The organism is Candidatus Annandia pinicola, from assembly GCF_020541245.1.
Taxonomy (GTDB): domain Bacteria; phylum Pseudomonadota; class Gammaproteobacteria; order Enterobacterales; family Enterobacteriaceae_A; genus Annandia; species Annandia pinicola.
In genome coordinates this window covers 22,336-38,872 of record NZ_CP045876.1, presented here as the reverse complement: position 1 = coordinate 38,872, position 16,537 = coordinate 22,336, and the positions used below count along the sequence as shown (strand labels likewise).

General features: G+C 22.3%; 9 protein-coding genes and 2 pseudogenes. 1 reads left to right on the top strand and 10 read right to left on the bottom strand.

The features are described 5' to 3' along the window. Window positions 1-35: 35 nt before the first annotated feature. The 10 genes and pseudogenes from rpoC to rpsL form a co-directional block, all read right to left on the bottom strand. Window positions 36-4,148, bottom strand: a pseudogene (rpoC, locus tag GFK87_RS00180) (DNA-directed RNA polymerase subunit beta'); the annotation flags it as partial. 32 nt (window positions 4,149-4,180) lie between these two features. Next, the gene (rpoB, locus tag GFK87_RS00175) at window positions 4,181-8,197 is read right to left on the bottom strand and encodes a DNA-directed RNA polymerase subunit beta (RefSeq protein ID WP_226799150.1); all 4,017 of its coding nucleotides are present in this window, start codon (window positions 8,195-8,197) and stop codon (window positions 4,181-4,183) included. Between the two features lie 105 nt (window positions 8,198-8,302). Beyond that, complete coding sequence (gene rplL, locus GFK87_RS00170; protein WP_226799318.1) at window positions 8,303-8,671, bottom strand: 50S ribosomal protein L7/L12; 369 nt, start codon at window positions 8,669-8,671, stop codon at window positions 8,303-8,305. Between the two features lie 23 nt (window positions 8,672-8,694). Beyond that, window positions 8,695-9,186 carry a 50S ribosomal protein L10 gene (rplJ, locus tag GFK87_RS00165; protein ID WP_226799148.1) on the bottom strand — a complete coding sequence of 164 codons (492 nt, stop codon included), beginning with the start codon at window positions 9,184-9,186 and terminating at the stop codon, window positions 8,695-8,697. A 61-nt stretch (window positions 9,187-9,247) separates the two neighbouring features. Further along, window positions 9,248-9,940, bottom strand: a complete 693-nt coding sequence (rplA, locus tag GFK87_RS00160; protein ID WP_226799146.1) for a 50S ribosomal protein L1 — start codon at window positions 9,938-9,940, stop codon at window positions 9,248-9,250. Window positions 9,941-9,957: 17 nt separating this feature from the next. Continuing rightward, window positions 9,958-10,389: a 50S ribosomal protein L11 gene (rplK, locus tag GFK87_RS00155; protein WP_226799144.1), complete on the bottom strand. Its 432-nt coding sequence runs from the start codon at window positions 10,387-10,389 to the stop codon at window positions 9,958-9,960. Between the two features lie 476 nt (window positions 10,390-10,865). After that, the gene (gene tuf, locus GFK87_RS00150; RefSeq protein ID WP_226799142.1) at window positions 10,866-12,050 is read right to left on the bottom strand and encodes an elongation factor Tu; all 1,185 of its coding nucleotides are present in this window, start codon (window positions 12,048-12,050) and stop codon (window positions 10,866-10,868) included. 37 nt (window positions 12,051-12,087) lie between these two features. Then, window positions 12,088-14,196 carry an elongation factor G gene (gene fusA, locus GFK87_RS00145; RefSeq protein ID WP_226799140.1) on the bottom strand — a complete coding sequence of 703 codons (2,109 nt, stop codon included), beginning with the start codon at window positions 14,194-14,196 and terminating at the stop codon, window positions 12,088-12,090. A 41-nt stretch (window positions 14,197-14,237) separates the two neighbouring features. Further along, on the bottom strand, window positions 14,238-14,708 hold the full coding sequence (gene rpsG / locus GFK87_RS00140; protein ID WP_226799138.1) for a 30S ribosomal protein S7: 471 nt from the start codon (window positions 14,706-14,708) through the stop codon (window positions 14,238-14,240). Between the two features lie 116 nt (window positions 14,709-14,824). Beyond that, a pseudogene (rpsL, locus tag GFK87_RS00135) lies at window positions 14,825-15,193 on the bottom strand (30S ribosomal protein S12); the annotation flags it as partial. 170 nt (window positions 15,194-15,363) lie between these two features. Between rpsL and tsgA the strand changes: the two are divergent. Then, a complete protein-coding gene (gene tsgA / locus GFK87_RS00130) occupies window positions 15,364-16,536 on the top strand; it encodes an MFS transporter TsgA (RefSeq protein WP_226799136.1) in 1,173 nt (390 codons plus the stop codon). The last annotated feature ends 1 nt before the right edge of the window (window position 16,537 follow it).

Sequence of the window (16,537 nt, the reverse complement as noted above, 5' to 3'; positions counted from 1 at the left end):
TTTTATTCTTTTTTTAAAAGTTTTTTTAAATATCTTTGATGATAAGAATATCCAGTTCCAGCTGGAATAATACGCCCAACTATAACATTTTCTTTTAAACCTCTTAATTCATCTATTTTTCCTGATAAAGCTGAATCAACTAAAATTTTAGTAGTTTCTTGAAAAGATGCTGCAGATATAAAAGAATCTGTAGACAAAGATGCTTTTGTTATACCTAATACAATTCTTTTAAAAGTAGCTATTTTTTTTCCACATAATTTTAAATATTTATTAACTATTTTTAAAGTAGAAAATTCTACTTCTTCTCCATCAAAAAAATTTGAATCTCCAGCATTTATAATAGTAACTTTTTTTAACATTTGTCTTATTATAATTTCAATATGTTTATCGTTTATTTTAACACCTTGTAAACGATAAACTTCTTGTACTGAATTTACTATATAATTATTTAAATATTGTAAACCACATAATGTAAGAATATCATTAGCTGATAAAGGCCCATCAGATATAACATCACCAATATCGACTATTTCTCCTTCTATTACATTTAATTGACGTAATTTAGAAATATTTTCTTCAACTAAAATATCACCATTTTTTTCTGATTTAATCATTATTTTCATTTTTGTTTTAGATATTTTACCAAAAACTACAATTCCTCTTAATCTAGCTAATATAGCTTTATTTGCAGGATTACGAGCTTCAAATATGTCAGCTACTTTAGGTAAACCTCCTGTTATATCTTTAGAAACTACTAAATCTTGAGGTGTTCTAGCTAAAATATCACCAGCATTAACTTTAATACCATCTTTCAAATGTATAATAGTTTTATCAGGTAATATATATTGAATAGGTTTTTTATTATTTATTATATTAATTTCATTACCTTTTTTATTTAAAATTCTAAATTTTGGTTGTAAACATTTATTATTAATACTTCTTTTTGAGTTATCAAGAACTTCTATAGATACTAATCCAGTAAAATCATCATTTCTTATTTTAACACTTTTTCTATTTATTATATCTATAAATTTAACATAACCATCAACTTCACTTATAATAGGTATTGTATATGGATCCCAATCAGCTACAATATCTCCTGAACGAACGTAATCTCCATTTTTTTTTTTAATATAAGAACCATATGGAACAATATAATTTTCTATAACTTTATTATTTTTATCTAACAATCTTAATCTTACATTTTTAGACACTATAATAGATTTACCAAATTTATTAATTAATATTTTAGAATTAGTTAATTCAATTATACCATTATTATTAACTTGAATATTAGATACTAATGCTGATCTAGAAGATGTACCACCAATATGAAATGTACGCATTGTTAATTGAGTACCTGGTTCTCCAATAGATTGAGCTGCTACAACACCAACAGCATCTCCTTGATTTATTAATCTCATTCTAGATAAATCCCTTCCATAACATTTAGCACAAATTCCAAAGTTAGTATCACATGTAACTACTGATCTTACTTTAACACTATCTATTTCATTATTTTCTATAATTTTACATAAATATTCATCTAACAATGTATTATTTTTTATTAAAATAATATTTGTATTAGGTTTCATAATATTTTCTGCAGAAACTCTTCCCAATATTTTACTAAATAAAGATTCTTTAATATATTGATCTTCTATTAAAGATCTAATTACAATACCATTTTTAGTTTTACAATCATATTCTACTATAACTAAATCTTGTGTAACATCAACTAATCTTCTAGTTAAATATCCAGAATTAGCGGTTTTTAATGCTGTATCAGATAACCCTTTACGAGCACCATGAGTAGAAATAAAATATTGCAAAACATTTAATCCTTCATGAAAATTAGCTAATATTGGATTTTCAATAATTGAACCATCAGGTTTAGACATTAAGCCACGCATACCTGCTAATTGACGAATTTGAGCCATAGAACCTCTAGCTCCAGAATCAGACATCATAAAAACATTATTAAAAGAAGATTGAAGTTTTAAATTACCTTTGTCATCAGGTAACATTTCCTTTGAAATAATTTTCATCATAAATTTAGATATTGTTTCACCTGTTTCTGTCCAAATATCTATAATTCTATTATAAAGTTCATTATGGCTAAAAAATCCATAATTAAATTGTTTTTGTATTTTTTTAACTTTTTTTTTTGATTTATCAATAATAATATATTTTTCTTTAGGAACAATTATATCGTTAATTCCAATTGAAATACCTGATTTAAATGCATAATAAAAACCTATTCTCATTATTTTATCAGCAAATTTTGCAGTTTCTTTAACCCCCATAATAACATTAAATATATTAAAAATATCAGTAATTTCTTTTTTTTTTATAATTTTATTAATTAAATCAAAAGATATTTTTTTTGGCATTACTCTCCATAATATAACACGACCTATTGTAGTATTTTTTAAAGATCTTATTTTTTTTATTTTATTTTTTTTTTTTACAAATATATTTTTATATTCAACAATATAAACTTTTACTTTTGTATGTAATTCTACAATTCCAAAATGATATAATCTTAATGCTTCTTCAGGATCATTTAATATCATACCTTCACCTTTTCCATATTTTTTTGATTTAGTCATATAGTATAAACCTAATACTATATCTTGAGATGGTACTATAACAGATTCACCATTAGCTGGAGATATAATATTGTTGGTTGACATCATTAAAGCTCTTGATTCTATTTGAGATTCTAAAGTTAAAGGTATATGTACCGCCATTTGATCTCCATCAAAATCAGCATTATAAGAAGTACAAACTAATGGATGTAATTTAATAGCTTTTCCTTCAACTAAAATAGGTTCAAATGCTTGAATCCCTAAACGATGCAATGTTGGAGCTCTATTAAGTAATATTGGATGTTCTTTTATTAATTCATCTAAAATATCCCATATAGCATTATGTTCATGATCAACCATTTTTTTTGATGATTTAACAGTATTAGCTAAACCACGTAATTCTAATTTTCCATAAATAAATGGTCTAAACAATTCTAATGCCATTTTTTTTGGTATTCCACATTGATTAAGACGTAAGTCTGGTCCTACGGTAATTACTGATCTTCCTGAATAATCTACTCTTTTTCCTAATAAGTTTTGTCTAAAACGACCTCTTTTACCTTTTATCATATCAGTAAGAGATTTTAGAGGTCTTTTATTATTAGCTGTAATTATATTACCACGTCTACTATTATCTAATAAAGTATCTACAGCTTCTTGTAACATTCTTTTTTCATTTCTTATAATTATATCTGGAGCTGATAAAAATAATAAACGTTTAAGTCGATTATTTCTATTAATAACTCTACGATATAAATCATTTAAATCAGAAGTTGCAAATTTACATCCATCTAATGGTACTAAAGGTCTTAAATCAGGTGGTATTACAGGTAATACATTTAATATCATCCATTGTGGTTTATTTCCAGATTTGATTAAATTTTCAATTAACCTAGATCTTTGATTTAATTTTTTTCTTTTTATAATAGATTTACTAATTTTTATTTTTTTTTGTAATTTAAAATACTCATGTTTTAAATCTATATTCTTTAAAAGAGATTGAATAGCTTCTGTACCTATACCAACTTTAAATTTACGATCAAATCTTTCTATTGTAGATAAGTATTCTTCTTCAGTTAAAGTTTGACATTTCTTTAATTTTGAATTACCTGATTTAATTACTACGTAAGATTCAAAATAAAGAACTTTTTCTATAGTTTTTAAATTCATATCTAATAATAAACTTATTCTAGAAGGCATTGATCTTAAAAACCATATATGTGCCACAGGAGAAGCTAATTCTATATGACCCATTCTTTCTCTTCTATATTTAGATTCAATAACTTCTACACCACATTTTTCACATAAAACACCTATATGTTTTAGTTTTTTATACTTACCACAAAGACATTCATAATCTCTAACAGGACCAAATATACGAGCACAAAATAACCCACCATGTTCTGGTTTAAATGTACGATAGTTAATAGTTTCGGGTTTAGTTATTTCACCATGTGACCATGATCTAATTAAATTTGGAGAAGCTAACATAATTTTAATAAGGTTAAATTTTAAAAACTTATTTTTATTTTTTAAAATATTATTTATTTTTTTAATTTTAATATTCCTTTTTTTTAATATTAAATAATTTATTTTTTTAATTCAATATTTATACATAAAGATTTTATTTCTTTAACAAGAACATTAAATGATTCTGGAATACTAGTTTCCATTTTATAATTATTATTTATAATATTTTTATATATTTGTGTTCTTCCTTCAATATCATCAGATTTAACTGTTAACATTTCTTGTAAAGTATATGCTGCTCCATAAGCTTCTAAAGCCCATACTTCCATTTCTCCAAATCTTTGTCCACCAAATTGAGATTTACCTCCTAATGGTTGTTGAGTTATTAAACTATAAGAACCAGTAGATCTAGCATGCATCTTATCATCAACTAAATGATTTAATTTTAACATATATAAATAACCTATTGTTACAGGTTTTTCTATTTTTTCTCCTGTACATCCATCAAAAAGAGTAACTTGCCCAGAAGGTGGAAGATCACATAATTTTAATAATTTTCTTATTTCAGATTTTTTAGCACTATCAAATACAGGTGTTGCCATTGGCATACCACGTTTCATACTTTTTGCTAAATCTAAAACTTCATCATCTGATAAATTTTTTAAGTTAAATGCTACTCTAGGATTAACACCTAAACTATAAACTTTTTGCATAAAAGAACGTATTTTATAAATTTTTTCTTTTTTTTTTACCATCTTATTTATTTTATCACCTATTCCTTTTGATGCTAAACCCAAATGAGTTTCTAAAATTTGACCAATATTCATACGAGAAGGAACACCTAAAGGGTTTAAAACTATATCTACAGGCATACCACTTTCATCATAAGGCATATCCTCAATAGGATTAATTCTTGATATTACACCTTTATTTCCATGACGACCAGACATTTTATCACCAACTTGTATTGGTTTTTTAATAGCAATTAATATTTTAATCATAGTAATTACCCCAATTGGTAAAGTATAAATTTTTTTTATATTTTTTCTATTAGATAATAATTTATAACAAAATCTTCTTTTTTCATCATAATATTCTTCTCTAATTTTTTCTAATTCCATTTGTTTAAATTTATTTTTTAAAATTAATCCTAAAATAATTCTTTTAGGTAATATTTTTTTAGGTTTTATTTTTTTTTCTTTTATTATAAAATTGTGTATTTTTTTAAAAAACATTGATTCTAAAATTTCAAAATCTTGTATAATATTTACTTCTTCTTTAAAAATTTTTTTTTTTTCTAAAATAATTTCATACATATTTTTTACTACATCTTGACGATTAAAAGTTCTTATATCTATTACCGTTCCTGATAATTCTGATGTCATTTTTAATGACCCGTCTTTAAAATCAGTTGTTCTTTGTCCAAATATTGCTTTTAATAATCTTTCTTCTGGTGAAAATCTAGTAGACATCTTAGGTTTAACTCTACCTACTAAAACATCTCCCCCATTAACAAAAGAACCCATTCTAACAATACCTGTGTTATTTAATTTTTTTAAAAAAGCTTCATTTACATTTGGTACACATTTAGTTATAACTTCAGGACCTAATTTAGTTTCTTTAATTATACATGATAATTCTTGTATATGTAATGTAGTAAATAAATCATCTTTTAACAATCTTTCTGAAATTAATATTGCATCTTCAAAGTTATAACCTTTCCAAGGCATAAAAGCAACCATAACATTATGACCTAAAGATAATTCACCCTTATCACTAGCTGATCCATCAGCTATAATATCACCTATATTTATTTTTTCATTTAAATAGACAATAGGTTTTTGATTTATACAGGTATTTTGATTAGATCTAGTATATTTAGTTAAACGATAAATATCTATACCTATATCATTATTTTTATTTATTTCATTTTTATTAACTTTAATAATAATTTTTTTAGAATCTAAAAATTTAACAATACCACCTCTAATAGCAATAATTGAATAACCTGAATCTATTGTTATTATTTTTTCTATTCCAGTACCTATCAGAGGTGATTCTGAAATTAAATTTGGAACTGATTGTCTTTGCATATTAGCACCCATTAAAGCTCTATTAGCATCATTATGTTCTAAAAATGGAATTAAGGAAACACCAACTGATAATATTTGTTGCATAGAAACATCAATATAATTAACTTCTTTACGATTAAATAAACCAGATTCTCCTTTATATCTACATAATATAAATTCATCAATTAAATAATTATTATCATCTAAATTAGTACTAGCTTGAGCAATTACACATCTACTTTCTTCTTCAGAAGATAAATAATGAACTTCTTTAATTATCCTACATTTTATAACACAAAAATAAGGAGTTTCTAAAAAACCATCTCTATTTACATAAGCATATAAAGCTAAAGAAGTTATTAATCCTATATTTGGTCCTTCTGGAGTTTCTACAGGACACATTTTACCATAATGAGTATAATTAACATCTCTAATTTCAAAATTAGCTCTTTCTCTATTTAAACCACCAGGACCTAAAGAAGAGATTCGTCTTTTATGAGTAATTTCAGATAATGGGTTATTTTGATCCATAAATTGTGATAATGGACTTAAAGTAAAAAATCTTTTCATTATATTAGAAAGTATTTTAGGATTAATTAATGTTTCCAAAGATATTATTTTATTTTTTTTATCTTTAAGATATAACTTTATCATTTTTTTTATTCTAAATAAAGCTATATTAAATTGACTTGATAACATTTCTCCTATAGATTTAACTTTTCTATTACTTAAATCATCTATACTATCTGTTTTCTGAACTTTATTTTTAATATCTATAATTTTTTTAATTATTCTAACAATATCATTTTTACTTAAATTATTATGTCCATGAGTTATTTGAATTCCTAAAGATTTATTAAATCTATATCTTCCTACTAAAGATAAATTATATTTTTTTTTATCTAAGAATATTTTTTTAAAAAAACATTCAGATAATTCTTTTGAAGCATATTCCCCAGGTTTTATAATTTTATATATTTCCATTAAAGCTTTATCTTTATTATAATAATTAATATTTATTACATTTTTATAATATAAGTTATTATTTTTTTTAATAAAAATAGTTTCAATATAAAAAAAATTGTTTTTAACAATTTCTGATAATGATCTTATAGAAATCCTATTATTTACTTTTATTATTATTTTATTATGTTTATCATAATAACTTTTAGATACAACTGAACCAATAATATAACTTATTGGTACTTCTATTTCTTTTATATTATCTTCTTTCATTCTTTTTATACTATTATAATCAACTCTTGAATTTTTTTTAACATATATTTTATTTTTAAATTTAATATCAAAATTTAAAATAACATTTTTAAAGTTGCTTGGTATAAATTTTGTATAAAATTTATTATTTAAAATTTTAAATTTAATTGTTTTAAAAAAAATTCTTAATATTTCATTTGAATTATATCCCAATGCTTTTAATATAAGATAAACAGGTATTTTACGACTACGATTAATCCTTAAATGTAATTGATCATTAACATCAAATTCAAAATCTAACCAAGATCCAGATTGAGGCAAAACTCTTGATCTGTATAATATCTTTCCAGAAGGATGGCTTTTACCTTTATCATGATCAAAAATTATTCCTGTACTTCTATGTAATTGAGAAACTACAACTCTTTCTGTTCCATTAATAATAAAAGATCCAGTTGGTGTCATTAAAGGAATTTCACCAATAAAAACTTCTTGTTCAGTTATCTTTTTTATTTTTTTAGATTTTGATAAATTTTTATATTGAATTAATTGAAATGTTATATATAATGGTGAAAAATATGTTTTACTTTTAATTTTACATTCTGAAGGAGAATCTTCTGGTTTACTTATTTTATATTTTATATATCTAATTTCAATGTTTTTTTTTTTTTCTATTATAGGAAAAAATGATTTTAATTCAGATTCTAAACCTCTTTTACATTTAGGATCTATTTCTAAAAATCTTTTAAAAGAATTAATTTGAATAGCTAATAAAAATGGTACTTGTAATAATTGAGGATTTTTATTAAAACTTTTACGAATAATTTGTTTATGTTTTTTAAAACCAAACATGTTATGTTTTCCTATAATTAATTTTTATAAATTATTTTATAATTAATACTACTAATAATTATAAAATTATTAGTAGTATAATTATCATAAAATATTTTAATTTTTTTATTTAATTTCAACCTTAGCACCAACATCTTCTAATGTTTTTTTTATTTTTTGACATTCTTCTTTATTTATATTTTCTTTTACTAATATTGGAGCAGATTCTACAAGATTTTTAGATTCTTTTAATCCTAAACTAGTAATACTACGTATAGCTTTAATTACACTTATTCTATTTTTACCAACTGAATTTAGTATTATATTAAATTCAGTTTTTTCTTCTATTTTTTTATCACTTGCACTATTTGTTTTATTAATATATTCTGAAGAAGAAATATTAAATTTATTTTCTATTTTTTTAATTAAATCCAATATATCTTTAATAGACATATTGGATATCAAATCAACAATTTTTTCTTTATCAAAAGACATCATATTTTCCTATTTTTTTTAATTTATTTTTTTTTTTTTACTATAATATTTAATAATTTAATAAACTTACCTATTGATATTTCCTTAAGAATATTAATTAGATTAATTAAAGATTCTTTATATGTTGGTAAATTTGTTAATATATCAATTTTATCAGAAGTTATTAATTTTCCTTCAAATGAAGCTGCTTTAATACTAAGTTTTTTATTTTCTTTTAAAAAATCTTTTAATAAACGTGCAGCTGTACCAGGATGTTCTAAAGAGCAAACCATCATAGTTGGTCCTACAATGTTATTTTCTAAACATTCGTATTTAGTATTTTTAATACTTATTTTTAGTAAATTATTTTGTACTATTTTTAAATAAACTTTATTTTTTATACATTTTTTTCTTAATTCTGTTATTTTATTCACTTCTATGCCACAAATACTAATTATAATAATAGATAATGATTTAGATATTATTTTACTAATTTTGTTAACAATTTTTTTTTTATTATTAAAACTTAATATCATTAATTTGAATTCCTTAATTTAAAACTATAAATTAACATATTTTTAATAATAATTTATAAAATTATATTATATTAGATATAATTAAATTAATAGCTATTCCCATAGTAGTAGATAAATAAACTTTTTTTAAAAAATTTCCTTTATTTTTATTATATTTTAGTTTTTGTATATCTGATAATAAAAATTTTAAATTTTCTTTTAATTCATAATTTTTAAAATTAATTTTACCAATTGTAGTATTTATAATTCCATTTTTATCACTTTTGTATTGAATCTTTCCGTTTTTAATATTTTTTATAGAACTCTTTATATTATTAGTAATAGTATCTAATTTAGAATTAGGCATTAATCCTTTAGGTCCTAATATTGGTCCTAAAGATTTTATTAATTTTACAGAATCTGGTGTAGCAATTACAACATCATATTTAATTTCATCTTTTTTTATTAATTCTAATAAATCTTCCATACCTACAAAATCAGCTCCACATTTTTTAGCTAAATCAGCGTTTTTTCCTTGAGCAAATACTACTATTTTTAACTTTTTTTTTATATTATATGGTAATATTATAAAATTGTTTATATTATTTTTAGTTTTATTTTTATCAATATTTAAATTTATAGATACATCTACACTTTCTAAGAAACTAGAAATCGTATTTTTTTTTAATATATCAATAGCATAATCAAATTTATATGTTTTATTTTTATTAAATTTATAATATTTTTTATTTGATTTTTTACTTAATTTATTCATATAGTTTTTTTAATTTATTAATCATCTATTATAGTTAAACCCATAGAAATAGCTGTTCCTTTAATAGATTTTATTTGAGATTTTAAATTTAAACTATTCATATCTTTAGATTTAATTAAGGCTATTTTTTTAATTTGTTTATAAGTAATATTTCCTATTTTATCTTTTTTTGGTTTATTTGCCCCACTTTTAATTTTAGCTGCTTTTTTTAATAAAATAGAAGCTGGTGGTGTTTTTATTATAAAATCAAAAGATTTATCATAATAAACTGTTATAATAACAGGAATAGGCATTTTTTTTTCGAAATCTTTTGTTTTTTCATTAAAAAGATTACAAAATTGTGCAATATTAACACCTTGTTGTCCTAAAGCAGGACCTACTGGTGGACTTGGATTAGCCATACCAGCTAAAATTTGTAATTTAATATAAGATTTAATTTTTTTAGACATATTATCACTTATTTTATTATATAAAATTTAATTATACAATTACTTAGTATTTAATTTTTATTAAAAATGAAATAATATATATTATAATATAATCTATAATAAATATAAAAAAAGATGTAAATAATATAATTAAAATAGTATATATAAATATTATAATAATTTTTTTATAATTTATCCAATTAATATTACAAATTTCATCTATTATAATAATTAAATATTTTTTTAAAATACTTTTATTGTTATAATTCAAATAAAAAAAATAGCTTAAATTAATTAATAATATAATATTAATTATTATATGTTTATAATATTTAATAGTTGTATAAAAAAAATTATTTATTAATAATAAAAAAAAAATTATTATTATAAAAAAAAATTTTTTTTTTTTTAAAAATAAATATAAATTATTAATAATTAGGGCATTTTTTAAAAATGCCCTATTTTTTTTATAAAATTTATATTTTAAATTCATATTTTTATTCAATTATTTTAGATACAATACCAGCCCCTACAGTATGTCCACCTTCTCTAATTGCAAATCTTAAACCATCTTCCATAGCTATAGGATGTATCAATACAACATTCATTTTTATATTATCTCCAGGCATTACCATTTCAACGCCTTTAGGTAATTCAATTAAACCTGTAACATCTGTTGTTCTAAAATAAAATTGTGGACGATATCCTTTAAAAAATGGAGTATGACGACCCCCTTCTTCTTTAGATAATATATATACTTCTGCTTCAAATTTAGTATGAGGTTTAATAGTATTTGGTTTAGCTAACACCTGTCCTCTTTCTATTTCTTCTCTTTTAGTACCTCTTAATAAAACTCCAATATTTTCACCAGCTCTTCCTTCATCTAATAATTTTCTAAACATTTCTACACCAGTACATATTGTTTTTGTAGTTGGTTTTATTCCAATAATAGAAATTTCTTCTCCAATTTTGATAGATCCTCTTTCAACACGACCAGTAACTACTGTTCCTCTTCCAGATATTGAAAAAACATCTTCAATAGGTAATAAAAATGGTTTATCAATATCTCTTTTAGGTTCTGGTATATAATTATCTAAATGATTTGCTAATTCTACAATTTTTTGTTCCCATTTTGGATCACCTTCTAAAGCTTTTAAAGCAGACCCTCTTACTATTGGTATTTTATTACCAGGAAACTCATATTGTGTAAGTAAATCACGAACTTCCATTTCTACTAATTCTAATAATTCTTCATCATCAACCATATCACATTTATTTAAAAATACCATTATATAAGGAACCCCAACTTGTCTTCCTAATAATATATGTTCTCTTGTTTGAGGCATAGGCCCATCTGTAGCAGCAACTACTAAAATAGCTCCATCCATTTGAGCAGCCCCTGTTATCATATTTTTAACATAATCTGCATGTCCAGGACAATCTACATGAGCATAGTGACGTTTACTAGTATTATATTCTACATGAGAAGTATTAATAGTTATACCACGAGCTTTTTCTTCAGGAGCATTATCTATTTGTTCAAAAGCTTTAGCAGAACCACCATGAATTTTAGATAGTACTGTAGTTATAGCTGCTGTTAAAGTTGTTTTTCCATGATCTACATGACCTATAGTACCAACATTAATATGTGGTTTAATTCTTTGAAATTTTTCTTTAGACATAATTTCCTTATTTTTTATAATATAACAATTATTAATCTTAAATATTTTTTTTACCACGTAATTTAATAATTTTTTCTGAAATTAAATTAGGAGTTTCACTATATTTTAAAAATTCCATAGAATATAATGCTCTACCTTGAGTTTTTGATCTTAAATCAGTTGAATAATTAAACATTTCTGATAAAGGTACATTAGATGTAATTATTTTATCCATTAAATTACTTTCCATTCCTTCTATCATTCCCCTTCTTCTATTTAAATCACCAATAACTTCTCCCATATAACTTTCTGGAGTAATTATTTCAACTTTCATAATAGGTTCTAATAAAACAGGACAAGCTTTTTTAAAAGCATCTCTAAAAGCCATAGAAGCTGCAAATTTAAAAGCTAATTCAGATGAATCTACATCATGGTAAGAACCAAAATGTAATCTAACTAATATGTTTACCACTGGATAACCTGCTAATGGTCCAGATTTTAATTGTTCCTGAATTCCTTTATTAATTGCTAATATATATTCATTAGGTATAACACCACCTTTAATATCATTAATGAATAAATAATTTGATTTACTATTTTTTAATGGAGATAAATCAATTACTACATGTCCATATTGTCCTCTACCACCAGATTGTCTAATATATTTTCCTTCAACATTAATAACTTTTTCTTTTATTGTTTCTCTATAAGCAACTTGAGGTTTTCCTATATTAGCTTCAACATTAAATTCTCTTTTCATACGATCTACAATAATTTCTAAATGTAATTCCCCCATTCCAGAAATAATTGTTTGATTAGATTCTAAATCAGTACAAAATTTAAAAGAAGGATCTTCTTTAGCCAATTTTGATAAAGACATTCCCATTTTTTCTTGATCAATTTTAGTTTTTGGTTCTAAAGCAACGGAAATTACTGGTTCTGGAAAATCTATTTTTTCTAAAATTATATTATTATCAGGATCACATAAAGTATCCCCTGTTGTAACATTTTTTAAACCTATAGCTGCTGCTATATCACCAGAATGTACTTCTTTAATTTCTTCTCTTTTATTTGCATGCATTTGTACTATTCTTCCTAATCTTTCTTTTTGTTTTTTTACTGAATTTAAGATTATATCTCCAGTTTTTATCATACCAGAATAAACTCTAAAAAAAGTTAAGTTTCCTACAAATGAATCATTAGATATTTTAAAAGCTAAAGCAGAAAAAGGTTCTTTATTTTTATTATTTTTTTTTTTACTTTTATTAAAATAAATATTTTTATTACAAATTTTATCTTTTGGTGATGGTAAATAATCAATAATTGCATCTAACATGGCTTGAACTCCTTTATTTCTAAAAGAAGATCCGCATGTAACTATCATAATTTTATTTTTTAATACAAGATTTCTTAATTCTAATTTTATTTCTTTTTCAGAAATATCAATTCCATCTAAATATTTTTCCATTAAATATTCATTATCTTCTAATGCACTTTCTATTAATTTTTTATTCCATCTTTTTGATTCTTTTAACATATTTTTAGGAATATCACAATATTTAAAATAAATACCATTATTTTTATCATCCCAATAAATAGCTTTCATTTTTATTAAATCAATAACACCAACAAAATTATTTTCTGATCCAATAGGTAATTGAATTGGAACTGGACATGCATACAATTTATTTTTCATTTGATCAATCACTTTTAAAAAATTAGAACCTATACGATCCATTTTATTAATAAATGCAATTCTAGGAACTTTATATTTATTAGCTTGACGCCATACTGTTTCTGATTGAGGTTGAACACCACCAACAGCACAATATAACATAACAACACCATCTAAAACTCTCATTGATCTTTCTACTTCAATAGTAAAATCTACATGTCCTGGAGTATCAATTATATTAATTTTATGTGGTTTAAATTGATTATTCATTCCAGACCAAAATGTTGTAGTAGCTGCTGAAGTAATAGTAATTCCCCTTTCTTGTTCTTGAGCCATCCAATCCATAGTTGCTGCACCGTCATGTACTTCACCAATCTTATAATTAACTCCAGTATAAAATAAAATTCTTTCAGTAGTAGTAGTTTTACCAGCATCTATATGAGCACTTATACCAATATTACGGTAATTTGAAATAGGTGTTGTACGTGACATTTTTTTTCCTCTTTTTTTTTTAATAATAATAAAAATCTAGATTACCATTTATAATGAGCAAATGCTTTGTTAGATTCAGCTAAACGATGTATTTCCTCTTTTTTTTTTGCAGCTAAACCCTTATTATATTTAGCATCATATAATTCATTAGCTAATTTTAAATACATATATTTATCTTTTCTTTTTCTTGCAGCATTAATTATCCAACGCATAGCTAATGTATTTCTACGAAATGATTTTATTTCTGTAGGGATTTGATATGTAGATCCTCCTATTCTTCTAGATTTTACTTCTATAATAGGTTTTATATTATTTAATGACATTATAAACGAATCTATTTCATTTTCACCAACACGTTCAGATAAAATTTTTAATGCTTTATATACTGTTTTTTCTGCTATTGTTTTTTTACCCTTTAACATTAATAAATTAATAAATTTAGATAATATTTCAGATCCAAATTTAGGATCAGGAATTATTTTATGTTTTTTAAATAAACGACGTCTTGACATTTATGCTCCTATTTTAATTTACTATTATTATTATTTTTATTTTTATCGTTTTTTTTTTTATTATTATTAATTTTTTTTTTATTGTTTTTATTATTATTTTTATCATTAGATTCATTTTTTACTTTCTTTACACCATATTTTGATCTAGATTTTTTTCTATTTTTAACTCCATCACAATCTAAAGCTCCTCTTATAGTATGATATCTTACACCTGGCAAATCTTTTACTCTGCCACCTCTTATTAATACTACAGAATGTTCTTGTAAATTATGACCTTCTCCTCCAATATAAGATGTTACTTCCATACCATTTGTTAAACGAACACGACATACTTTACGTAATGCAGAATTAGGTTTTTTAGGAGTGGTAGTATATACTTTAATACATACACCTCTTTTTTGGGGTGAAGATTCTAATGCAGCTGCTTTACTTTTTATAATTTTTTTAGATCTTGATTTTTTTACTAATTGATTAATAGTAACCATAAAAAAAATCCTAAATAAATTATATAATAATATTAAAAAAAATAATAAAATTATTATACAATAATTTTTTTATTTAAAATATTATTTTTATATTATAATATTTAACTATATTTTTATATTTATCAATAAAAAAAAATAAATTATTTTATAAACTTAAAAAAGAGGTTGTTATGATTAATTTAAATATTAAAAAATTAACTATTATTAGTTTTTTATTATATTCTTTTACTGGAGCATTAGCTGTAATAACTGGAAATATAATTGGTAATCTTTCTATATATTTTAAAGTATCTTTAAGTAATATGAGTTTACATTTTGCATTTTTAAATTTAGGTATTCTAGTTGCTATGATAGTAAATACTTATATTAAAAAAAATGTTTTTATAAAAAACAAAATAATATTTAGTTTTTTTTTAGTAATTATTTCAATGATAATTTTGTTTTTTAATAATAAAATTATAGAAATATTTTCTTTATTTATTTTTTTAATGGGATTTGTTGGAGGTTTATCCTTATCTATAGGTACTTTTTTAATAGCAAATATTTATGAAGGCAAACAACGTGGTTTTTATATGCTTATTACTGATTCTTTTTTTAGTGTTTCTGGTATAATATTTCCAATGATATCAGGGTTTTTAATTTTTAAAAAAATTGATTTTTTTTGGATTTATTTATTAGTTAGTTTAGTATATTTTATTATTTTTTGTTTAACTTTAATAACTGATTTCAATAATTTAGAAAGTAAAATAAAAAATAATTATAAAGAAAAAGAATCTTTAAAATTAGAAAATATTTTATTATTTTTATTGTCTTTATTTTATATTTCAGCTCAATCTATGTTTATTAGTTGGATTCCTACTTATGTTAAAAATTTTATAAAAATTGATTCTCTTAATGAAAATAAAATAGCAAGTATATTTTGGTTTTTTTATATGTTAGGTATGTGGTTTTTTAGTTATATAAATAAAATTTTAGATTTACAAAAAATATTAATATTTTTAACTGGAATGTCTTCTTTATTTATATTTATATTCTTACAATGTAATAATTTTAATTTATTAAGTTTTATAATGATTTTTATAGGTTTTTTTTCAAGTGCTATATATACAATAATTATTACTTTAAGTGCTATGCAAACTAAAATACCTTCTATAAAATTTGTAAATTTAACTTTAATTTCAGGAACTACAGGTAGCTTCATTACATTTAATGCAAGTAATTTTTTATTATCTTCTAATAATACTTATTTAACTTTATATACTTCAAATATACTTTATTTAATTGTTTTTTTTATGAGTATATTATTAACATTTTTTACTAAACATAATAAATATAATAAGTAAA

What these genes read in the sequence shown, in the direction of transcription:
- rpoB (WP_226799150.1), bottom strand. Translation starts at nt 8,197, where the DNA reads ATGTTTGGTTTTAAAAAACATAAACAAATTATTCGTAAAAGTTTTAAT.
- rplL (WP_226799318.1), bottom strand. Translation starts at nt 8,671, where the DNA reads ATGTCTTTTGATAAAGAAAAAATTGTTGATTTGATATCCAATATGTCT.
- rplJ (WP_226799148.1), bottom strand. Translation starts at nt 9,186, where the DNA reads ATGATATTAAGTTTTAATAATAAAAAAAAAATTGTTAACAAAATTAGT.
- rplA (WP_226799146.1), bottom strand. Translation starts at nt 9,940, where the DNA reads ATGAATAAATTAAGTAAAAAATCAAATAAAAAATATTATAAATTTAAT.
- rplK (WP_226799144.1), bottom strand. Translation starts at nt 10,389, where the DNA reads ATGTCTAAAAAAATTAAATCTTATATTAAATTACAAATTTTAGCTGGT.
- tuf (WP_226799142.1), bottom strand. Translation starts at nt 12,050, where the DNA reads ATGTCTAAAGAAAAATTTCAAAGAATTAAACCACATATTAATGTTGGT.
- fusA (WP_226799140.1), bottom strand. Translation starts at nt 14,196, where the DNA reads ATGTCACGTACAACACCTATTTCAAATTACCGTAATATTGGTATAAGT.
- rpsG (WP_226799138.1), bottom strand. Translation starts at nt 14,708, where the DNA reads ATGTCAAGACGTCGTTTATTTAAAAAACATAAAATAATTCCTGATCCT.
- tsgA (WP_226799136.1), top strand. Translation starts at nt 15,364, where the DNA reads ATGATTAATTTAAATATTAAAAAATTAACTATTATTAGTTTTTTATTA.